We start from the raw sequence: 23286 nt of genomic DNA, 5'->3' as shown, positions 1-23286 counted from the left end.
CGACTGAACTGATTTTCAGAAAGTGTTCAGTATCTTAAAAGAAAAGTGTGGTTAATGGCTGAAGCTGAATATTCGTCAAGCCTAATTAAGCACTACTAAGCCAACGATGACAATTTCCTGCACCTTGTCGTCGTTTTCGCTCTAAATGCGCACAATAAGCATCCAACTCTTGCAAGCGACCGACAGGCCCTTTAAATAAACGGGTAAATTCAGTCGTTAATTTAAGCCAGTTATCAGATGGAATATTCAGTCGATTAAGAATAGGCATTGCTACATCACTGATCGAGCCTCGTTTATCCTCCCTAATAATTCGACCCGTTTCATCGACCAACTGCAAATAATCATCCAAATGAAATGCTAACCCTTTTGGTGCTTCAAGCCTTTCATTCCCCACAAACGCTAATAAATTAGCAGGTTGCTCACCTTTAAGTGCGGCCTTTATGCGCCTTCGAATACTAGTAAAATCTGACTGCTCAGGCATATCGGCCATTTTTGCGCGAATAGGATTCAAATCAACATAAGCCATACAGGCTAACACAGCCGCTTCATCAAGTAGCGCCTGAGATTTAAAGCGTCCCTCCCAAAACCGTCCACTGCATTTATCTTCTATGTTCGCTTTTCGTGCAATAGGTTCATTTAACGCCCGTATAAACCAGCTAATATCACTTAACCGACTACGGTACTTAGCGATTGTTCCTGATAATAAAGCTATCTCAAAATCTTCAAGAACCAAACCGTTAACAAACTTTTGAGTAATTTCAGTCCCTTTAAACAACTGATGCCAACGCTGAACCACTTCCAATTCAGACCAAGCATTGGCTTCATAAATGTCCACATTTAATACCACATGCATATGATTAGACATCACAGCATAGGCACAGATATCGATTGCAAATACTTTTGCTAACTGAAGAATACGTTCTTCAACCCATGAACGCCGATGCTCATATGACTGACCTGTATAATCATCATGACCACACAAATAAGCACGTCTGACACACCGAGATATACAATGATAATATGGCGTATCCTCGATACTGATAATTGCTTTCCTTGGTATTGCCATAAACCCTCACATCGATTATTCATCAACTAATCAAAGCCTAGTTTACAGCTGCAAACTAGGCAAATAATTTTGGGTGTCTTAGTTAATCCTTAGTTAATCCTTTAATTTTATTCTTTTCTTAATCATTTAACGCCTTTTGAGACACATTTAAAGAAAAGTCAGAAGAAATAGCCCCTGTATGTTGAAAAAAGAAGTATTTTTTTCAGTAAATTTTCCAAAAAATGCTTTGTCTTTACTGGATGCTATTGTCGAATTAAAGGAGCCAAAGCCGCTTTCAAGGCTTCTTGCCTTGCTCGCAATACTAGAAGTACGAAATAAATAGTGGTAGCAATTTCCTCACCTTTTTCATTATGACTTCTTTACTGGTCAACACCACTGGACTTAAGTAAAAATGTAAATACCCTCTCAAAATGAGCTTAAATTCTCTAATAAAAAACCACCGCTGAATGTAGTACCAATAAGCGGTGGTTTTAGATTGAAATCTCATCAATTAATGATGAGGAGATTGGTTAATTTCCTCTCAATTTTTGTATGGTATAAAACTGAATATAAGGCTTAAAATCACTTTCATTTTTGATACCTTTTAAATACAGTTTACAGCCAATACCTAAGACGTCATCATTATAAATGAAGCACTTTTTTTTACTTTTTTGTGATACATAAAAACTAGAACATTTATTTTTTATCGTAACTTTATAATATCCAAACATATTTATTTTCAAACGTACCGAAAAATCATTTTCATTATAATTAAAACTCACGTTGTAATTTAGAAAATAAAAATAAGCTATAGTAAAGTTAAAAGCAAAAACTAGCCCTATTTCAACACCATAGAAATCAAATGAACTGATTAATATTGTTCCAATTAAGGCAATTGGTGCAACAAAAAAAACTTTACACCAATTTAACGGAACATTAGTTTTTAAATAGACGCCTTTACTCATTTTTATCCTTATACTCAAAAAGGGCTTTATATAAGCCCAATTGTAAATCAAATTTAATGACTTGGACTTGTCATTTGTACTGGATGTGGCAAATTATGATCTCTACTTGAGCCACTTGCCATGTTAGCTGCATGTGGCGAATTAAGTAGATTAGTCGTCTCTGCTACAACTGCGGCAGATTTTTCGGTAAGACCAATAGCCTTTGCATATTTATCAACCCCACCTCCAAAAGCGGATAGAGCAGCAGCTGAAACTACTTGCTGGTAATTAACATGCTGTACACCTTTAACAACACTTTTAGTTGTACTTGAAGCAAAAGAACTCAATGAACTAGTATCCGATTCAATTTTCGGAATAACTTGCCCAATAAAATCACCACTCCCACCTGCAATAGATCCAACAGCCATATGAGAAAACAAAGACGTTCCGCCTGTTAAACCTGCAATTCCACCAATAGTTGCACCAACAGATGCGGCAATAGCAGCTTGTTTTATATTCCCCCCATTTGCCAAAGAAGCCAATCCAGCACCGACGCCACCAACCAAAGCACCGAAACCTGCAAGTGGCACAGTAACAAACTCCCCATCAGGATCCACGTATTTATAAGGATTATTATTAGCATAAGCATAGCGGTTAAAGCTGTGGGTAGTATCTGCAAACCCTACAGGATCATTGGAATAAAAACGTCCAATTAACGGGTCATAGTAACGGGCCTGCATGTAAGTCAAGCCTAAGTCCTTGTCATGCAAGTGACCCGTGTAACCTATGCCAGCTTTGTCGCCGCCTAAGCGTTTACCAAAAGGATCGTACACACTGCGACTCAGTGCATTACCAGCTTCATCGCTTTGCATTACAGGGGAGCCTAACATATCCGTATGCTGGTAAGTGATTTTGGTTTTACGCTTAATATTACTGACTAAAGAGGGCGCACCACATTGATCATTCTTATTACAGGCTTGCAGCTCTACCTTGTTATTGCCTAAGTTTAGGCCCGCTAAGGCATAGCTAGTGCCTGTGACTTTAACAATGCGTTGCTTACCCTTTTCATCGGTAATAATGACTTGGTAATAATTAGCTTGCGGTACTGTATTCCATTTGAGCTGATAACTTCCATCAACAGATTCAGCTTTAACACTCATTTGAGTGGGCGTTGAGAGTAAAGGAATGAAAGTGACAATGTCCCCCACAGCGATAGGCACAAAAGCAGTTTGGCCTTGTGCCTGTGCTGAATTGGACAACAATGGCAATATCACGCCAAATGCCACTGCCAACACTTTTGCCATCATGCTCTTAACACGTGAGCGCTTCACTGATTGCTTAACTTGTCGCTTAGCTGATTTATTAATTGATTGTTTAACTGGTTGCTTAGCTGATTTATTAACAGAAAGCTGATTGAATAACCTAACGAATGTCATTGTCAGCCCTCCTTAGCGACTTTCAACATCGGCAATCAATTGATTACCTAAGTAAATGCTGTCGATTTTGTCACCAACTGCGTTTTGTCTATGAAGCAATTGACCATTTTGACTGTAAATGGAAAACTCACTGGCATTGTGATGAGTATCTTTAACCCTTCGACCATGGCCATCATAAACAAAGGTATGGCCCTTAGCTGAAGTGAGCTGATTAGCACGGTTATAACTGAGTCCAAAACGGCCGTTATTGAGGGTATTGCCTCTGGCATCATATTTGTAGCCATATTTATAAGCACCAGAAATGGACTTTAAGCGGTTATGACCATCATAGACATAATTGATTTTTGAGCCACTCACGCTACGGGATTTAATATTGCCCACCGTATCATAAGTAAACTGGCCTTTGCCCCACTTACCATCGGCCTTGATTAAGCGATTGAGGCCGTCATATTGTATATTTTTGACACTGTTTTTATCGTCGATGCCATCGATGATTTTGCTGAGGTTATCGTTATCATCATAGGCTAAGGTTAATTTAAGCCGAGCTTTATTTGTGGTGTGGCTATCTTGCATCTTATTGATACGTGATGATGTATCTAAACCAATGGAACGGCTGATGCCATTGCCATAAGTAAAGCTTTTCACTTGGCCATTACCATGATAAAGCGCTTTTGTTGCATAAATGCCCGCTTGGGTGGCTTGACCAAAAGCATTGGGTGCAAAGGTGATTTTTTTACCCGACGGATAGGTCAAAGACGAAACATTACCAAGATTATTGTAACCCCAAGCGATGTTAAAGGTTTTCTTATCGACTTGCAGTTTTTCTGAGGTCACTTTATCCATGACATTATAGCCATAGTTCCATGTGACCTTGCCTGCGGCAATCTTAGTGAGATTACTGTTTTCATCATAGGCATAGGTGATATTGGGCGTCTGGTTGGCTTTATTCACAGGATAAGTTTCAGATTTTAGTTGATCTAAATTATCATAGGCCAAAGTGACTTTGTTCTGTGCTGGTACCGTGGTATTACAAGCGGTTTCACTGCCCGAGATCCCTTCAGCACGCCAGATCGGTAAATTTTGCTTATTATAGCCAAAGGCGGTCATGCCTGTTTCTGGGCGCACAACTTTACATACATTTTGACGGCCATCATACACACGTTTTTCTGTTACATTCCCTTGTTTGATAGAAGTGATATTGCCATGAATATTGTATTTGATGCTGGTATTGGTACTTTCAGGCGCCGCTATCGCAGTAATGTATTCCTGCTCAGGCTCACCATAGGCCAGATAACTGGTGGTGATCACATTATTGTTCGGATCGCTGACTTGTTTTTTATTACCGTTTAAATAATCTATATTGGTCTCGGTCTTATCATTTAATCGCGTGATTTTAATCACTCGTCCCAGTGCATCATAGTCGGTTTTGGTTTGGACTAACGCATCGAGAGTATTAGCCTGATTGGTCTCAAGGATCACTTGATTGTTATGATCGTATTGCTTACGCTCATAGGTGGTCAGCTTATTTTTAGTGTCTTGCTTCACAAACAAATAGGGTCGTAATAAACTGTCAAAGTAAGTGATTTGTTTTAGGCTACCTTGCTGCTTAGTTTGCTTTAATTGCCCTTCTTGCACCAAAGCACCTAAATCATTACCGTCCCCCTCATTTTTCACCTTAGCATAGCTTATTGATTCATCTGCCCATGCTTTATTGTGGTGATTAATCTTAGTCATCCAACCTATAGCATTGTATTCATAGCTGGTTTTATGGCCCTTAAAATCGGTAATACTTTTAATGGTGGCGTCATTATTGACTTCTATTTTGGTCACCATAGTATCCGTGCTGCTGCCATTGGCTTTTGAACAAGCATTTTTCGTGGCACATGGAAAAATGATTTTTCTGGGTATGCCGCGATAATAGTCTTTAAATTGATCAATACGCATATTTCCATTGTAATAAATAGCTTGTAGCTGTCCAGCCTTTGAGTATGTACGAGCTTGTTTAAGCTCACCATGTTCATAAATCGCTGAAGGCAATAATTGTGTAATACTATAAACTGTTTTTTTAACAGGTACATCAAAGCTATTCGAACTAGAAACATACTCTTCAAGAGGTAAATTCAGTACCCACTTATTAATATTGTGTTGATAAGTGGTTTTAGTATAACGTTTCGCCGTCGAGATATTATTAGACTCGGTAACCAGTCGCGGCACGCCATAAGCATTAAAGTCACTATATGCTGTGTTATAAGTATCCCCCTCGTTCTGACGATTAATGTGTTTTTTGGTTCGCATGATGCGGTAATCGCGACTTTTCCAATTATCTAACCAGACACCAGAATGCCCCAAAGGCTTATCGCTTCTTTTATAGGTATATTGAGTTTCTTCTAATAGCTGATTATCCTGATACACGCGACTGGCCATGAGCTGACCTTCAAGGGGATCATTTCCGTTACGATTGTAATAATATTGTGTTTTGCTGCCATCGGGCTCAGTCACTTTAGTCCACTTATAATGAAAATTACCAATGTTACTGGGCAAGTCATCCGTTAATTTATGTATTGTTTTAGCGCTTTGCCCATACCAAGCACCTGCGTTCTTTGAGTACTCGTACTTCCATACTAGATTAGTCCCCAAAGGATTAGTGATAGACTTTTTATATATTGATAGTTTTGGACTACTTACTTTATGTGGTTTATCTGTTATTTCAGAATCTTCATCTTCATCACCATCAACTTCTTCCTTCCATAATATAACGTTAATGTCCGCCACATTGGTTCTTGTCATATTATGTTTTTTGAAATTAAACTCACCTTTCGCTCCATCTGGATGAGATACATTCAAAACTAACGTATCGTTTTGCTTTTTTTTCTTTCTAGAAACCCCTAAAGGATGCAAATAGGCACTATCGTTAAATTGATATTCCCAAGCTTTATTATCAGGTCTTGTCACCTTTTTCAAACGTCTGAATTTTGCATAACCTTTTCCTTTATGCTTTTTAGAATAGTCTGAATAGGCATAGCTCCACTTCTTGTGATCATAGCTAATGGTTTTTATGTCATTGCTATTATTATGATAGCTAAAAGTGATCTCTCGCTTATCACTGGCAGTAATTTTAGTTAGCTGATTATCTTTGTTGTAATGATAACTAATGGTATTACCGAATCTATCTTCAATTTTTGTAACATATAAATATGCGTTAAGTGTTAATCTTGATTGTGGTAGATTCGGCCTAGCTGTCTTTAATTGGTTAAAGGTGTATTTAGTACCATCAGGCGCATGACCGACAAATCCTTCACTGGTATTTTTTAACCCAGTATTATTAATAATATTCGTACAACTAAAACGCCAATTCGATTGAGTGACTCTAGGGAAACTATCGCTGCTTGTCTGTAACAAAAGTGAACTTTCATTCCCAGCTAATTCTAAAGTATCACCTAAATACAATGCAGTAATATCTTTTTTTCCTTTTTTATAGCGACTATTTTTATTATATTTCCCAGGGGCGATTTCCCCAGAGCAAGCCTTTCCTATAGCCCAAGCACCTTTGTAGTGACCAACATATGTAGGAACACTTTTTCCTTTATATTCGTTGAGATATAACGTTGTTTTGATTCTTGGAATATCTAATATCCAATCCCCTAAATTCCCATTCATATTAGGGTTAGATTGATCAGATAAGGTTCGGCTAATTTTAATATCAGGGCCATTGCCTTTGGCAACAAAGTCTGTTTGATTAAAGGTCACTGTACCCGTATTTAAATCAATGAGTTCACCAAATAAACCTGTATCGAGTTGTTTAAAGGCATCACTGGCTTTAGGGATCCGACTCATTAAATCATCATCATTACTCTCATCTTCTGCCATTTTTGAATGGCATTTAATACCACTTGTTTTGCATTGGTAACGACTGAGCATTTTTTGTTGATGTTGCGCCAAGTCTAGTTCAAATGCTTGCCTATCTTCATTCGACATGGCATCCATCAACACATGAAAATAGTCTTGTGCTAATTCGGCATGTTCATCGTCTTCCTCTACAAGATCCTCTTCTACAAGGTCATATTCTTCAAAGCCAAAATCATCATCATTCGCCTGCACAGGCAAGCTCAAGGTGATTACGCTGATACTCAGTAATAGACTCAAATAACAAAATGGCTTACACACTAAATTCAACTTATTCACCAGACGCTTCACAACATGATTAACACTCGCCACCACAGAATGAGCTACACTCTTTACTACACTCTTACTCACATAAGTGCTCTCACTGGCACTCACGCCTTTTAGCCGCCGACTTCTGGGTCGGCTATTGCTTAGATCTAAGTTAAACAATAACTTCATAACTAACCTTATTGGTTTAAAAAATATCCATGTCATTCCCATGAATAAGACAGTCCGCCCTCACCTTGGCCTCTCAGAACCAAATGAATAAGAGCGAAGAAAAAATAAAACACAAGGAAGGAAAATTTAGGCCATCTCATACAGCTACTTAATGCGGAAATCTTTAGCGCAATCGATTGGGCAATCTTAGATCACTGTCCTTGTGTTTTTTACGTTTTATAAAACGCTATTCAAAGCGAGCACTTAAGCCTGCCGAGAGTACCAAGAGTAAGAACAGCACACTCACACATTCCACGCGCATAAACCCACATTCATGAGCCCACGCGCATTAACCAATACGGACAAGTTTTATATAACTGCCATCACAATCTTTGTCACTGTAATAAATCTTAGTCCTTTTACCTGTGGCGAAGGCGGTCAAGGCTCTTGATAAAACTTGATGGCGGCGATCGGCAGGCGTTTTAGCCTCAATAGAAAAGTACACTGATGATTTACAAACGGATTTTTCAGGCATGTTATCCATTCTCACCAGAATACGATCATTGTTGGCGTAAGTTATTACTTCTGTTACCGTACCCACTGTATACGCCGCACTCGCGCTAAAGGCGCTACACAGGCCAGTAATCAAAAGGCAGGTTTTAAGCATTTTTCTAACCGTTGACATGTTCATTTTATTTTTTGTTTCCATTAAATAAGAAAAGATCAAACCTGAGGTAACAATTGTTACGCACAGGTATAAAAGGGGGCGAATAATAGCGATAAATGAAACACTTGCAATGATACAATTGCCTAACAGGCTGTTTTTAAAGCAAATCAAGACTTATGTCTAATAGGTGTTTGTCATAAGAAGAAGGGAAAAGGATCAGTCTAAGCGAGTAGTTAAGATAGTACCTAAACGAGTAAGAAGAGCGGTTATCACATCAAGGGATAACCGCTGTCACTGTCATGAACACCATAAGTGTGCTCACGCTAGAAATGCATGATTTCCACTTATATTATTTCCACGTGTAGCTTAAGTTTTTATCACCCACAGTGATGCGGCCATAGTATTGAAACTGCCATTCTTTCCAATTCCATGTGTAGCTTTCTTTGTAGCTGGATCCGCGGATCACACCCACAAAGGCACTGTAACTGCCATGGGTTTGTGCATTGCCCACAAAACTGCCCCACATTTGTCTGCCTCTGTCACCTTTACAACTGTAAATGCCATTGCTCTTGTCAGTGCAGTCTCGAAACATGGCCACATAACTGTCCCCTTTGCGGCCCACAAGCCAGCGGCCTTCTTGCTGCCACTCATCGAACTCGCTCTCAGGCCAGTAGATATTCACTTCAGTGCTGATCTCCCCCAGCCCAAAAGTATTGGCTAAACTTAACTCCGTGTTGGGCCAATACAAAATAAGGGCTAAATTATCTTCTTGTATCACTTTCGGTAAGTGGGTATTGGCCGTATAAGGTCGGTAGGTTTGCCAGTCATCCACATTCCCCGAGAGCGGCCACACGGCAACATCATCTGCAACAGCAATGACTGGCCATTGCTGATAGCCATAATATCCTCCCCAGTAATTATCAATGGAACTCAGTGCTGAGCCCCCATGTTTATAGATATTCAACTTAGCGCCAGTCAGTACTGAGCTGCGGCTGAAGGTGGCGCCTATAGTCGCGGCGGTATCGGCGAACCATTGAAGTCCATTGGAAATACCTGCGAAATTTTTAAAGGCTTCATGATCAGAGAGATCATAATGATTGATGGCCCATAACGTATCTTCAGCCACCGAAGGGGCAAAGTACCCTCCCATGCTCCATTGAAATACGGCTCTGTCTTCACGGTTAAGGGCGCTGTTTAAGGTAAAACTCTCCCCTAATGAATGACCGTTAACAAACTGTCCCGAAAACTGGGTTTGCCAAGAATCAAGTACAGGCGTCATCTCCAAGGTACTCGTCGCCAGAAAGCTAACATCCATCCCCGGGTTTTGTGGCACATTGCCTTTGCCTGTGAGTAAATAAATCAAGCCGTGATTGCCCGGATTGCGATAATGCTCTGTATAAGCGCGGCCCGTTGTTGGGGCGAAAGTGCCCGCTTCAGTGGTAAAGAGTAAAAACTGAGTTAACAATTTTTGTGCCGCTAATGAGGCTTGCGCTTTGATCTCACTGTCTATGGCAAAGTCCGCTAAATTGAGGAGCCCTGCTAAGGTAAACTTATAATACACTGGAGAATTAAACTCATAAAAACCATGAGTGACTTTTAAGTCTAAATAATGCCTGAGCCTTTGGGCGAGTGTTGGTGTTGGCGCTCGCCCGAAGTGCTCATGTAGTAACCATTCGCTGGACATCCACATGATCATATGATTTTCAGACCAGTACTGATATTGGGTCTCGCCTTGACTGATCCAATAAGGGAAATGCTCTATACCCGATAAAATACGATCATCATATTGATCGGAATTGAGTAAAATACGAATGAGTTTTATCAAGCTAAAGTCAGGAATACGAGCCGTTTGTACATTGGCTATCATATCATCAACCATGGCCGTATTTTCTATGCCTTGATAACTTAGCGCCAGCATATTGTCATGGTTAGGTGAGACGCTAGATTGGGTGAGTATTTCATCGACTCGATCTTGGTAACTCGATAAATCCAGTGCATTAACCACTGGCGACAACATAAAAACAAGCAACAAATAAAAACAATAAAACGGTTTCATTAAACGTCCTCCTGACATTAAAAGGGGTGAGCTAAGACAAGCTGCAAAACAACTTTGATTACGCTATCACTAAGCTGGGCGTCAATACGCTAACCCGCTTTCAATGTCACAAAAGCATCCGTTAATGTTCTGCTATGTGGCGCTATTTTCCCCTTAAGAGCGCCCATTAAAAAAGCCAGTCACAGGGTGTCACTGGCTTATTAGTTCACTTTCATTCAATATCTTATTTTAACAGATTGACAAAACTGACTATGACAATAGCCATGCTCTTCATCAAACGGATATTCAGTCAACCAAACATAAATAAGTCATGAATTCTTCATTAACTCCCCCTCTAATCTAGGGGCTTATAGGTTTGATTGAGCGAATAATGGCAACCTGTAAAACAACTAATATAACAGCTAGTATGACATTGAGTGTGTCCTTTATGCACCAGCTGCCAATACGGCGATTAATTCGGCCTCATCAATCACTTTCACCCCTAAATCTTGGGCTTTGGTGAGTTTTGATCCTGCCGCTTCTCCGGCCACTAAACAATCGGTCTTTTTCGACACACTGCCCGCCACTTTGGCTCCCAGCGCTTGCAACTGGGCTTTGGCGTCATTTCGATTCAATTGGGTTAAAGTGCCAGTCAGTACCCAAGTTTGCCCTTTTAAGGGTAATGCCGCCTCATCGACTGCCTCAATGGCCGGCCAATTCACTCCCGCTTCAATGAGCTTATCGATGACTTCGATATTATGAGGTTGACTGAAAAAGTGCACTAAGTGTTGAGCCACGATTTCTCCCACATCTTCCACCGCCATTAACGCCTCCACAGTGGCGGCTTTGAGGGCTGCTAGGGTTTTAAAATGCGCGGCTAAATTGGCTGCCGTGGCTTCACCGACTTCACGAATGCCTAACGCATATAAAAATCGCGCAAAGGTGGTTTGCTTCGCATCGTTAATGGCATTGGCCAATTTGGTTGCCGATTTCACGCCCATTCTGTCCAACATAGTCATGGCCGATGCGGACACATGAAATAAGTCGGCAGGACTTTGCACTAACTCTTTATCAATAAGTTGCTCAACGACTTTGTCGCCCATACCATCAATATTGAGCGCTTTACGTGACGCAAAATGTTTAATGGCCTCTTTACGCTGGGCTTCACAAAATAAGCCCCCAGTGCAACGGGCCACCGCCTCTCCTTCGATGCGCTCGATATCACTGTCACACACTGGGCATGTTTCAGGAAAAACAATATCTTGCAAAGCTGCATCTTGCAGTTCACTCTCTTGTGACTCATTCTCTTTTAGCTTAGCGGCGCGCTTTTCAAGTACCACGGCCACAATTTGTGGAATGACATCACCCGCGCGGCGAATAATCACAGTATCTCCCACCTTGACATTTAAGCGGGCAATTTCATCGGCATTATGCAAAGTGGCGTTCGAGACTGTCACCCCTCCCACAAAAACCGGCTTTAACCTGGCCACTGGCGTAATGGCCCCTGTTCGCCCCACTTGAAAATCCACCCCTTCTAATAAGGTCATCTCTTCTTGGGCAGGAAACTTAAAGGCGGTGGCCCAACGCGGCGCTTTCGCCACAAAGCCTAATGCTTGTTGCGCATGAATGTCATTGACTTTAATCACCATACCATCAATTTCAAACCCGAGATCATCACGGCGACTTAACATGCGGTGATAATAGTCCATCACATTTTGCGGGGTTTCACATAACGCCACCTCACGGCTCACTGGCACGCCCCAAGCTTTAAGCTGCTCCAGTTGACCAAAATGCGTAGAGGATAAGTGCCAAGTCTCAGGCTCTACCACGCCCAATGCATAGGCATAAAAAGAAAGTGCTCGACTGGCCGTTACTTTGCTGTCTAATTGCCTCAAGCTGCCCGCCGCCGCATTACGAGGATTGACAAACAGCTTTTCCCCTTTTGCCTTGGCTTTTTCATTGAGGGCATCAAACGCGGCTTGGGGCATGATCACTTCCCCTCGCACTTCTAATAAGGGCGGAAAATCATCACCTCGCAAGCTTAACGGAATGGCCTTGATAGTACGCACATTCTCGGTGATATCCTCACCCACTAAACCGTCACCTCGCGTGGCTGCACGCTCAAAAATCCCGTTTCGATAAACTATGCTGACCGCTAAACCATCCAGTTTGGGCTCACAACAATAAGTCAGTGGCTGTGCCACTTTATCAGTCAAGCGCTTGTTAAAAGCTTCAAAGTCGGCCTCATTGAACACATTATCTAAACTCAACATGGGCTTTAGGTGGGCTATTTGATCAAATTTAGACAAGGCTTCTCCACCCACACGTTGGGTCGGAGAGTCCGCTAGGCAATACTCAGGGTGTGCCTGCTCAAGTGCCTTTAACTGCCTAATCAAACGGTCGTATTCTGCATCGGGAATACTGGGATTATCATCCACATAATAACGATAGTTATGGGCATTGATTTCTTGTGTCAATGCCGCCATTTTAGTTTGTACTGAGTTCATTAAGTTCAATTCCAAAAATGGATCAGGCCGTACTCCTATCACTGACTAATATCACTGACTAAGTGTGATGGAATACGGCCTATAAAAAATGAATAAAAAAGAAGAGTTAAGCAGATAACGTTAATTGATGCTTAATACGTTGTAAGTAAGCTTGTTTCGTCGACTCTAGCCACAACTCACGGCCACCATCAAGCACTTGGCCCTGTAAGTCATCGGCAATTTGGTGAGCACAATTGAGCATAATGGAAAAATTCATTAATGCATCACCATGGCAAGGCAAAGTCATAAACAGCACCACCCCTGGCGTATTAAATTGTTCCATATGATCAGGATTAAACACGCCAGGTTTGACCATGTTCGCCAATGAAAAGAGCACTTGCCCTTTTCCTGCATTGTCTTGATGGCGATGAAAAATATTCATATCACCAAATTTAAAGTTCAAGGTCAATAAACTCGGTAATAATTCGGCACCATTAAAGATTTCACCGTCTTTTGCCGTCACATGCAAAACGAGGACATCTTGAGGCTCACCCAGTGTATTTTGATCAACCCGATTTTCTGTTTGAGTCTGAATGGGCTGAGGCTCGCTGGCAGCAGCTTGAGGATGATTGTCGTCCCGCTTTTGCTCAGCATGGCGAGCGTCTTGATGACTAATGCCTTGATGAGCAGCGTCTTGATGAGCAAAAAGTAGCGCATCTTGAGAAGCAGCCGCTTCTGCCTGCCTGTGGCTCAGTGGGCTCTGGTGCACACTTGCCTCGGCGCTTCTTTTTTCAGAGCCTCTTGTTTCAGCATCACTTTTTTCAGAAGCTCTTGTTTCAAAAGCTATCTCTTCAGAACGTCTTGTCTCAAAACTTGTTTTCTCAACACCTCTTGTCTCAGCACCTCTTGTCTCAGAAGATAGGGGCTTAGAAATACCTGGCATTTCCGTTAATTGTTCAATATCGACTTGATGTTCCGCTAAAGGTACCTGCTGAGCATTCACAGATTGAGAGACATTCACATTCACAGGCCCAGGGCTTGGCTCAGCGCTTGGCGTTTGAGGAGAATCAACACTGTGCGCACTTTCTAAACTGTGAGCACTTTCTAATGCTTCCGCTCTCGCCTGTTGATGGACACTGGCATTATCCTGAGTCGGCTTAATCGCAGATGCTTTCTGCCCGCGACCTTCCTGAGCATTTTTTCCAAGTGGCATCTTGTGTGTGTTGGCAGGCGTAAGCGGTTTGGCTTTACACACTCTCACTTTGCCAATGCCATCAGCGTCAAACCCTTCAGCATCACGATTCGACTGATCAGTAAAGCGCCCTTTCGTCGACGCTTCTTTTAATGATTTTGGTTGCTGTTTTCTAATGGACCAAAAACCATGCACAAGCACTGCGATAATTGCTATCGCACCTAATATAAGCAATACCAGTTGCAAATTTTCCATTGGCTACCCTGTCTTTCCTATGTTTATTCTGCGTCAGCCATAGCTAACGCTTCATCAATATCTACCGCAACTATGCGTGACACGCCGGGTTCATGCATAGTAACGCCAATAAGTTGATCTGCCAGCTCCATGGTGATCTTATTATGGCTAATATAAATAAACTGTACCGTTTGCGACATCTCTTTCACCAAACGGCAAAAACGTTCGACATTGGCATCATCTAATGGTGCATCAACTTCATCAAGCATACAAAAAGGCGCTGGATTCAGTCTAAATATAGCAAAAACCAAAGATAATGCTGTTAACGCTTTTTCACCACCGGACAGCAAGTGTATTGTGCTGTTCTTTTTTCCCGGTGGCCTCGCCATAATAGTGACACCCGTTTCTAACAAATCATTGTCTGTGAGTGCTAAATAAGCACTTCCCCCCCCAAAGACTTTAGGAAATAACAAGCCTAAATCTTGGTTGACTTTATCAAAGGTTTCTTTAAAACGAATTTTGGTTTCTTTATCAATTTTATTAATAGCCGCTTCAAGACTCTTTAATGCTTGATGTAAATCTTGATCTTGGCTATCGAGATATTTTTTCCGCTCACTTTGTTGTTCAAATTCTTCAATTGCCGCAAGGTTGACTGCCCCAAGCGCTGAAATACGTTGTCGTAATACGCCCAAATCCTTTTGACGCTTATGAGAAGAATATTGACTATCCATATTTTTCATGACACTGGACACATCAATATTTTGCTCTTTCAATAAACTTAATTGACTGTCAATTTGCCCATTAATTCCCTCGCGGCGCAATTTTATGCTGCTTGAGGATTGGGTCAATTGGTTCACTTTTCCAAGCCATTGCTTTTTGTCCTCAGTGACACTATCACAGGACAACTGAATGTGGGCTTGTTGGGCGCGAATGTCGGTTAACTTTTCCTCTTTTAGCGCTTGTTCACTCAATACCTTTGCAAGCTTTGATTGTAACTCCTGAGTATTTTCAACATTCTCACTTTCACCTTGAGCAAATTGTGCTTGCTCAAGGCTAAACTTTGTCATTTGTAACTCTTTAATACTTACGTCATGTTGATCCATTTTCTGTTGATTGACGGCCAGTTGCGTATTAAGGGATTGTAACTGGCTTAACGCTTGCTGATAATCAGTTTCAGCCTGAGCCAGTAAAGCGGCTTTGTCATTTAATTGGCATTGTTCGACCTTCCTTGTGTCTTCTAGTTGCTGTTTTTTTGCCTGTTCAATACCTAAGTCATCATGTAACTCACTGTACTCAAAAGACAGCTTATCTATTGCCGATTGCTCAAGCGCCATCTCCTCATACAAGCTTTGACTGTATTGCGCTAATTGTTCAAGTTGCGCCTTATTATGGGCGGTTTGCTCTTCTCTCTCTGCCATTTTTGATGTCAGCGCCGCAATACTGAGCTGACAGGCTTGCAAGGTGTCATTATTCTCAGCTTGGCGGTCTGTTAATGCTGTTAGCGCTGTTTGTGACGCTTGCAATGCTTGCTCAATTTGAATCAAGCCTTGCTTGAGCTCTGCCACATGCTCAGTCAGTTCGCTCTGCTCACGCTTAAGCTGTACCCAAGCGACGTCGCCATCTCCTGATATCTTTTTTAAAGCAAAGCCTTGTCCAATCATGAAACCGTCAGCAGTCACCATCATATCATCACTGCTCAGTTCAGGGAGCAAGCTTAAGGCGGCGGCTTTATCGTTAACCCAATGAACATGGCTCAACCAAGGGGATAGGTTGACTTTAGCTTGAACCACCTCATCTTTATATCCTGAGTGTAACGTAAACCCTTCTTGATGTGCGCCCACTAAGGTGGGCATTTTCAGTAATCCATCAAACACCCATTCTACCGCTTGTTCCCAGCCTGCTTTCACTTCTAAGTGTTGCCAAAGTGCTTGCTCAGTGACGACCGACTCTTCAGTATGTAATAAACGGGTCACCACACTTAACCGACCTTGTTTTTCCGCTAAGGACTGTTCCAGTAATGCTTTCTCGGCCTGAATAGCGCCTTGAGTTTGCTTCTGGGAAGTGAAAGCTTCTTGAAGATCCTGAGCTAATGCGGCGCAGGTTTTACGGATCTCCTGCTTATCTTTTAATTGCTGCGCGAATTCAGGTAAACTGTCTTGGGCTAACCGCTCCTGTAACCTTTGTATTTGCTGAGCCGTTTTCTCTTGTTGTTGCTGTTTTTGGCTGTAAATCACTTGATGATGACCATGCTGTTTACTGGCCAATTCAAAGGACAGGGTCAGTTGAGACACGCGCTCATTTTGCGCTTTTAAGGCTTCATTTAATTGAAATACCTTGTCATTTAACTGAGTGTGTGCGGCTTTATGCTCACTAAGTTGGGCCTGTTTATTGTCGTGCTCAGCTTGATGCTCAGCAATGGTAAGGGTCAATTGGCGGTGCACTTGTTCATCTTGCTGACTTTTTTGCTGATAACGTGCAATAGATGCATTCAATTCAGTCAACCGAGATTGAAAACTTTGCTCTTGCTGCTGGCGATGACTTAAGGTTTGCTCAAGTTGATTAATCTGGTTTTTACCTAAATAACAGGCTTCAACTTGGGTTTGCTCTTCTTTATCAAGCTCACTTAATGTCACTTGCCATTGGGTTAACGATAACTCCAGTGCTTGCAATTTTGCCGACTCAGCGGCCATATTTAACTCAACTTGGCTCAACTCAGATGTTAAGGTATCGCTTTGGGTTTGAAGCTCTTGATAACGCATCACTGACAACTGAGCTTCTTGATCTCGCTCAGCCTGTTTCAATTCACGGTATTCAAGGGCAACTTTAGATTGCTGAGAAAGTTTTTCCAGTTGCTTACCAAGCTCAATACGAATATCGCTTAATCGTTCTAAATTCTCTCTGGTATGACGCATGCGATTTTCTGTTTCACGACGACGCTCTTTGTAACGTGAAATGCCTGCCGCTTCTTCAATGAAGACTCTCAGCTCTTGAGGCTTAGACTCAATCAGCCTTGAAATCGTCCCTTGCTCAATAATGGCGTAACTGCGCGGACCAAGACCCGTTCCCATAAACAAGTCGGTGATATCTCGGCGGCGACATTTTTGTCCATTGAGAAAATAACTGGAATCGCCCTCACGGCTCACTTGACGTTTGACCGCAATGGCTTGATAACTGGCATATTCACCTGAGAGACGACCCTCTATATTTTCAAATGACAGTTCGACGCTGGCAACGGAAACAGGACGACGAGCACTAGAGCCATTAAAAATAACATCTGTCATGGCCTCACCACGCAGATGTTTAGCAGAGCTTTCACCCAACACCCATCTTACGGCATCAATCACATTGGATTTGCCGCAGCCATTTGGGCCAACAACCGCCGTCAGTGGGTTAATAAAAGGGATTTTAGTGACATCGGTGAACGACTTAAATCCTGCCAATTTTATCTGTTTGAGTCTCATTTTGTCAGTTTGTCGGTCATGTCAGAACTAGAACAAGCATCACATTCTAAAAGGCTAATATACTCAAAATGATGCATTCAAGCTCCCTTGGATAATGCAAGTATAGATAAAAATAAGAATATCTCTGCACTTTACCAAAGCATACCCTAATTTGTCATGTTTTATTGGCGGATCTGCGCTTTTAACTTGTCATTCAAGGATCAGTGGAACACAATCTAAGCATTTCGTGTCAAATTCAATAAAAATGGACAATATGAAACCTCAACATTTGCTAAACCAAAAAACCGGCGTCAATTATTTTCTCATGGGGTTTAGCCTCATTAAACGCTCAGGACTGCGTCGATTTGTTTTTATTCCACTGCTGGTGAATCTCATTTTGTTTAGCGGTTTATTCTATCTTGCCGTTAATCAATTAACCTATGTGTTTGATTGGCTCTCGGCGCAATTACCCAGTTACTTAAGTTGGCTCAACGTCATCTTATGGCCCTTAGCCATTATCACACTTTTAGTGATCTCATCCTTCATTTTTAGTTCGGTCATGAATTGGCTTGCCGCCCCTTTTAATGGCTTACTGGCTGAGAAGGTCGAACAACTCTTATCCGGTCAAGCTTTAAATACGGGCTCCAACATGGATGTCATTAAGGATATTCCTCGCACACTGTCTCGCGAATGGGTAAAACTAAAATACTATATTCCTCGTGCATTGGTGTTTTTTATTCTATTTTGGGTACCCTTATTAGGCCAAACGGTCGCGCCAGTATTATGGTTCTTATTTACTGCATGGATGATGGCCATTCAATATTGTGATTACCCTTTTGATAACCACAAAGTGCCTTTTAATGAGATGAAATCGGCACTGACCCAAAATAAAGGCAGTTCATTTAGTTTTGGCGCTATGGTGACCTTATTCTCTATGATCCCCATCATAAACTTTATTGTGATGCCCGTTGCCATTTGCGGCGCCACCGCCATGTGGGTAGATAAATATCGACACGAGCATAAAAACCCCTTGGTCGCTCCAGAATGAACCGACTTTCACTCCCATTAATTAATGGGAGTAAAAATTAATCCTCCCGTACCTGATAAAGACCCTCTTCTATGTTGCATAATTCATTGAGTTATCATAAATTTACGCTCTGAGAAAAGCGCTTTTTTTATAACATAGAATATACACAAGACTTTTAATAACCAAAAGTTATAAAGAAGAACAAACAATCACTTCTATTGGCGCTCAGAAAGATTATGCTTGATAAGTCCATAAAAAAGGAAAGCAGCTCATGAGTAACATTTTCGACGATAATTCACAAACCATAGGCCATACCCCACTGGTTCGCTTAAATCGCGTCAGTCAAGGTAATGTCTTAGCCAAAGTAGAAGCCCGCAACCCCAGTTTCAGTGTGAAATGCCGGATCGGTGCGAACATGATTTGGGATGCGGAGAAAAAAGGCACACTCACCAAAGATAAAGAGCTTATCGAACCCACATCTGGTAATACGGGTATTGCCCTCGCCTATGTGGCTGCAGCACGAGGCTATCGATTGACTCTGACCATGCCCAATACTATGAGTCTTGAAAGGCGTAAGTTACTTAAAGCCTTAGGGGCGAATTTAGTCTTAACAGAAGGGGCGAAAGGCATGAAAGGCGCCATAGATAAAGCCGAAGAAATTCGACTATCTGCCCCTGACAAATACGTATTACTGCAACAATTTAATAATCCTGCAAACCCTGAAATCCATGAAAAAACCACAGGTCCGGAAATTTGGAATGATACCGACGGTGAAGTCGATGTCATTGTTGCAGGTGTTGGAACAGGCGGCACAATTACCGGGATCAGTCGTTATATTAAACATACTCAAGGCAAAGCCATCACATCTGTGGCTGTTGAACCCGCTGATTCGCCTGTCATACAACAAACATTGGCAGGTCAAACTCTGCAACCCGGCCCCCATAAAATTCAAGGTATTGGTGCCGGTTTTATTCCCGGTAACTTAGACATCAAACTGATTGACCGTGTCGAAACCATCACCAATGACGATGCCATTGAAATGTCACTAAGACTCATGAAAGAAGAAGGTATTTTAGTGGGCATTTCATCTGGCGCAGCTGTGGTTGCCGCTAATCGCATTGCCGCTTTACCAGAATTTAAAGATAAAACCATAGTGGTTATTTTACCTTCAGCGGCAGAGCGTTATTTATCTTCGGCGCTGTTTCAAGGTGAATTTAGCGACGCTGAAAACGTGCAGTAAATCGCATTTTACCTTAAGCACTATGGTTGTTTCTAACTCATGCTCCTAACATCTCTTCCAATGTTAGGAGCATTTCATTTTTTAACCTACTGCATTGGCGATCATCGCTTTGACAATCGGCTGAAAATGGCGCTCTACTCGATTATCTTGATTCAACTCATGGACTTTCTCTTTTAATGCCCACGCACGATTGGAGTATTGACTATCATATTGGGCCGCGCTCATTTGAACCAAATATTGATATTCTAACCACTTAATCACCCCTAATACTTGATGGGCATCAATATGAGATGCTGTTGAGCCCACTTGTTTCAAAAAGCGTTCAATACTATTGAGCATGGCATCGTTTAATCGTTTCACGGCGACGGCTAATTGAGGGTTACGTAAGGCTTCTTCTTGAAAGGCCATTTCAATAATACAGTCATCCGTTTGCGCTATTTTTGCTTCAACATAATGACAAGCTATCTCACTTAAGGCTTGAATAAGCTGCTGTTTGTCATTCTGTTGTGAACACTGTGGTGACCATTCACTGAGCAGCTTCCAACTTTTATGTTCCAATTTTTCTCTCATCCATAAATGCTTCTCAGCAAAATAAGTGAGTGCATCACTGATTAAACACTTAATATCACTGAAATAATAAGTGGTTGATGCTAAAGGAACCTGCGCCTGTTTAGCCACGGCACGATGGCGTACTCCCCTAATACCTTCTTGAACAATGACAGCTAAGGTTGCTTCTAAAATCGCAATGCGACGCGCTTGTCCATCTTTTCGACTGGCTTTTCGTCCCACATACATTAATGGCTGCAACATAGTTATCCCTTTTTATTCCTCCAAAGCACTTAACGCCTCACTAACGAGCCACGAATTAATGGTGTATTTTTCCTCTCCAGTTCCCCTATGAGATCATTACCATGATAACTCAGCATAATCTGTTTTTTTGACAAAAAAAAGACAAAAACATGAAAGATAATGGCTTTGATGATTGCGACTCTTATGCCCTAAGCGATACAATCCCTGCCTAGTCGCTCAATAAGCTCACTCTCAATAAACCCAGTGTCATTTATTGAGCGACGCATCCTATTTAGCTATTTAGAGGTAGTAATGAACCATACATATATTCCGGGTAAAGACGAAGCCTTAGAAGTCTCCATTGCCGTCATGCAAAAAAGACTCGCAGAGCTCGGGTTTGATATTGAAGAAGCGTCTTGGTTAAATCCTGTTCCCTACGTTTGGTCTGTTCATATTCGTGATAAAAATTGCCCAGCCTGCTTTACAAACGGTAAAGGCGCTAGCCGTGACGCCGCCCTTGCCAGCGCATTAGGCGAATATTTTGAACGTTTAGCCTGTAATTACTTTTTTGCTGACTTTCATCTCGGCAAAGCAATCGCTAATAGTGAATTTGTGCACTACCCCAACGAAAAATGGTTTGCCATTACTGATGATACTCGCCCAGAGGGACTGATGAATGCGCCTTTATGGAAGCATTACGATCCTGATGGCGATCTTGATCTTAACACCCTAGTGGATATTCAATCGGGCAATACCGATAGAGGGATATGCGCCCTGCCCTTTACTCGCCAATCCAATGGTGAACTGACCTATATTCCCATGAATATTGTGGGTAATTTATTTGTCAGTAACGGAATGTCAGCTGGAAACACGAAAACAGAAGCCCGCACTCAGGCGTTATCTGAATGTTTTGAGCGTTTCGTGAAAAATAAAATCATTGCCGAAGCGATTTCGCTTCCGGAGATCCCAGCTGATGTGATTGCCCGTTTTCCAACGGTCGTCGCCTCCATTGAAGAGCTAGAAAAACAAGGTTTTCCGATCACTTGCTTTGATGCATCCTTAGGAGGTGAATACCCCGTCATTTGCGTCACCTTATTCAACCCTGAAAACGGAGGCTGTTTTGCCTCTTTTGGCGCCCACCCTAGGTTTGAAATTGCCCTAGAGCGTACCGTTACTGAGTTACTCCAAGGCCGTAGCCTGAAAGATTTAGACATCTTTCCGAGTCCCTCTTTTGATAATGATGAAGTGGCGGATCACACTAACCTTGAAACCCATTTTATTGACTCTTCTGGTCTTATTTCTTGGGATTTGTTTAAAACCACACCCGACTTTGCGTTTAACGACTGGAATTTTCAAGGCAGTACTGAAGAAGAATATACTCAGCTGTTAAATAAATTTCATGCCTTAGGTGCCGATGTCTACATTGCCGATTACGCCCATTTAGGCACCTATGCTTGCCGAGTATTGGTCCCTGGGTATTCTGAAATTTATCCTGTGTATGAGCTCAGCTGGGTAAACAATAACCGCGCCATGGCCTTACGTGAGCTTATTCAACAATGGATTAATGACAGTCAAAATGTTGCGTTAAGCCAAGAGATAATTGACGTTATCGATGCCTTAGATTTAGATGAATTCCAGCCAGTCGATCAACTGTTAGGCTTAGGCGTGGATGCCAACTCTCCTTGGGCAACCTTACGTATTGGTGAGCTTAGATGTTTATTGGCCTTAGCCACAAATGATCTTGAGACCGCCTTTGACTGGGCCATGTGGACCACAGATTTTAATGCGGGCGGAATAAGTCCTGCTCAGCAAAAACGTTTACGTTTTTATCATGCGGTCAAAGCCATTATCACAGTGCTAATGGAAGGCGATGATTTACAAGAATATGAAGCCAAACTCATACGCATGTATACACAACTTGATTATCAAGCAGCAAAAGCCCACGTAATGGGTGAAAGCCAAGGTTATGATTTAGTAAACATTAATGACTTACTTGGCTTTAATAAACATCAAAGCTTGTTAGCAGCTTATGACAAATTACAACAAGCCAAGGCCAAGTTCACCCAATGGAGCTAATGCTTAACTAAGGTATTTGATAACAATATTGCTTTAAAAAACAATCAAGCCAGTTAATCAATGTTAACTGGCTTTTTCTTTTTTACTTTAATTCCCATTCTATTATTCTGCGTAACCTCACGTCGAAAATTAGCATAAGATCTACGCTAATCTGTTGATTGAATATCGAGCTCTGAGGTTTTTCAGCGCTCTATATCGCTCACCTATACCCGTGATACTTGAAGATGCATGTTTTCAGAGCCTGTAAAAGTGCCTAATTCAAGACGTATTATTGCCGAAATGCTTATTGCCTTTTAAGATGATACAACGCAGAAGTCGGTACTTTTACAGACTCCCAAGGGGCTGGTTTAAAAGC

General features: G+C 41.7%; 13 protein-coding genes. 3 read left to right on the top strand and 10 right to left on the bottom strand.

Annotated features, from left to right (window positions below):
* Positions 1 to 85 precede the first annotated feature (85 nt).
* The 9 genes from Q0791_RS10815 to Q0791_RS10775 all read right to left on the bottom strand — a co-directional run bounded on the left by Q0791_RS10815 (position 86) and on the right by Q0791_RS10775 (position 17820).
* Positions 86 to 1066, bottom strand: coding sequence for a transposase (locus Q0791_RS10815; RefSeq protein ID WP_299005959.1), 981 nt, complete (start codon positions 1064 to 1066; stop codon positions 86 to 88).
* Between the two features lie 509 nt (positions 1067 to 1575).
* Positions 1576 to 2010: a hypothetical protein gene (locus tag Q0791_RS10810; protein WP_299005957.1), complete on the bottom strand. Its 435-nt coding sequence runs from the start codon at positions 2008 to 2010 to the stop codon at positions 1576 to 1578.
* Positions 2011 to 2063: 53 nt separating this feature from the next.
* Positions 2064 to 3425: an RHS repeat-associated core domain-containing protein gene (locus Q0791_RS10805; RefSeq protein WP_299005954.1), complete on the bottom strand. Its 1362-nt coding sequence runs from the start codon at positions 3423 to 3425 to the stop codon at positions 2064 to 2066.
* A gap of 12 nt (positions 3426 to 3437) precedes the next feature.
* Positions 3438 to 7766, bottom strand: coding sequence for a hypothetical protein (locus Q0791_RS10800; RefSeq protein ID WP_299005951.1), 4329 nt, complete (start codon positions 7764 to 7766; stop codon positions 3438 to 3440).
* A 328-nt stretch (positions 7767 to 8094) separates the two neighbouring features.
* Positions 8095 to 8436 (bottom strand): hypothetical protein, encoded by a 342-nt coding sequence (locus Q0791_RS10795; RefSeq protein WP_299005949.1) that lies wholly within the window; start codon positions 8434 to 8436, stop codon positions 8095 to 8097.
* Between the two features lie 325 nt (positions 8437 to 8761).
* Positions 8762 to 10468 (bottom strand): hypothetical protein, encoded by a 1707-nt coding sequence (locus tag Q0791_RS10790; protein WP_299005947.1) that lies wholly within the window; start codon positions 10466 to 10468, stop codon positions 8762 to 8764.
* Between the two features lie 425 nt (positions 10469 to 10893).
* Positions 10894 to 12954, bottom strand: a complete 2061-nt coding sequence (ligA, locus tag Q0791_RS10785) for an NAD-dependent DNA ligase LigA (protein WP_299005944.1) — start codon at positions 12952 to 12954, stop codon at positions 10894 to 10896.
* A 106-nt stretch (positions 12955 to 13060) separates the two neighbouring features.
* Positions 13061 to 14380 (bottom strand): cell division protein ZipA, encoded by a 1320-nt coding sequence (zipA, locus tag Q0791_RS10780; protein WP_299005941.1) that lies wholly within the window; start codon positions 14378 to 14380, stop codon positions 13061 to 13063.
* Positions 14381 to 14403: 23 nt separating this feature from the next.
* Positions 14404 to 17820: a chromosome segregation protein SMC gene (locus Q0791_RS10775; RefSeq protein WP_299005938.1), complete on the bottom strand. Its 3417-nt coding sequence runs from the start codon at positions 17818 to 17820 to the stop codon at positions 14404 to 14406.
* Positions 17821 to 18073: 253 nt separating this feature from the next.
* Between Q0791_RS10775 and cysZ the strand changes: the two genes are divergently transcribed.
* Both cysZ and cysK read left to right on the top strand, forming a co-directional pair.
* Entirely contained in the window at positions 18074 to 18847 is a 774-nt protein-coding gene (cysZ, locus tag Q0791_RS10770) for a sulfate transporter CysZ (protein WP_299005934.1), read from the top strand.
* 250 nt (positions 18848 to 19097) lie between these two features.
* The gene (gene cysK / locus Q0791_RS10765) at positions 19098 to 20066 is read left to right on the top strand and encodes a cysteine synthase A (RefSeq protein ID WP_299005932.1); all 969 of its coding nucleotides are present in this window, start codon (positions 19098 to 19100) and stop codon (positions 20064 to 20066) included.
* Positions 20067 to 20147: 81 nt separating this feature from the next.
* Here cysK and Q0791_RS10760 read toward each other — a convergent pair whose 3' ends face one another.
* Positions 20148 to 20876, bottom strand: coding sequence for a TetR/AcrR family transcriptional regulator (locus Q0791_RS10760; protein WP_299005931.1), 729 nt, complete (start codon positions 20874 to 20876; stop codon positions 20148 to 20150).
* Positions 20877 to 21167: 291 nt separating this feature from the next.
* Between Q0791_RS10760 and ycaO the strand changes: the two genes are divergently transcribed.
* The gene (gene ycaO, locus Q0791_RS10755) at positions 21168 to 22931 is read left to right on the top strand and encodes a 30S ribosomal protein S12 methylthiotransferase accessory factor YcaO (protein WP_299005930.1); all 1764 of its coding nucleotides are present in this window, start codon (positions 21168 to 21170) and stop codon (positions 22929 to 22931) included.
* Positions 22932 to 23286 lie beyond the last annotated feature (355 nt).

The organism is uncultured Shewanella sp. (assembly GCF_947495455.1).
Classification (GTDB): domain Bacteria; phylum Pseudomonadota; class Gammaproteobacteria; order Enterobacterales; family Shewanellaceae; genus Shewanella.
Note: the sequence above shows the minus strand (reverse complement) of the source record. Positions and strands in the feature narration are given on the sequence as shown.

Bases quoted from the DNA above. Each gene is read 5' to 3' on its own strand.
- Q0791_RS10795 (WP_299005949.1), bottom strand. From the start codon at position 8,436: ATGAACATGTCAACGGTTAGAAAAATGCTTAAAACCTGCCTTTTGATT.
- cysZ (WP_299005934.1), top strand. From the start codon at position 18,074: ATGAAACCTCAACATTTGCTAAACCAAAAAACCGGCGTCAATTATTTT.
- Q0791_RS10800 (WP_299005951.1), bottom strand. From the start codon at position 7,766: ATGAAGTTATTGTTTAACTTAGATCTAAGCAATAGCCGACCCAGAAGT.
- Q0791_RS10815 (WP_299005959.1), bottom strand. From the start codon at position 1,066: ATGGCAATACCAAGGAAAGCAATTATCAGTATCGAGGATACGCCATAT.
- Q0791_RS10775 (WP_299005938.1), bottom strand. From the start codon at position 17,820: ATGAGACTCAAACAGATAAAATTGGCAGGATTTAAGTCGTTCACCGAT.
- ligA (WP_299005944.1), bottom strand. From the start codon at position 12,954: ATGAACTCAGTACAAACTAAAATGGCGGCATTGACACAAGAAATCAAT.
- ycaO (WP_299005930.1), top strand. From the start codon at position 21,168: ATGAACCATACATATATTCCGGGTAAAGACGAAGCCTTAGAAGTCTCC.
- cysK (WP_299005932.1), top strand. From the start codon at position 19,098: ATGAGTAACATTTTCGACGATAATTCACAAACCATAGGCCATACCCCA.
- zipA (WP_299005941.1), bottom strand. From the start codon at position 14,380: ATGGAAAATTTGCAACTGGTATTGCTTATATTAGGTGCGATAGCAATT.
- Q0791_RS10810 (WP_299005957.1), bottom strand. From the start codon at position 2,010: ATGAGTAAAGGCGTCTATTTAAAAACTAATGTTCCGTTAAATTGGTGT.
- Q0791_RS10760 (WP_299005931.1), bottom strand. From the start codon at position 20,876: ATGTTGCAGCCATTAATGTATGTGGGACGAAAAGCCAGTCGAAAAGAT.
- Q0791_RS10790 (WP_299005947.1), bottom strand. From the start codon at position 10,468: ATGAAACCGTTTTATTGTTTTTATTTGTTGCTTGTTTTTATGTTGTCG.
- Q0791_RS10805 (WP_299005954.1), bottom strand. From the start codon at position 3,425: ATGACATTCGTTAGGTTATTCAATCAGCTTTCTGTTAATAAATCAGCT.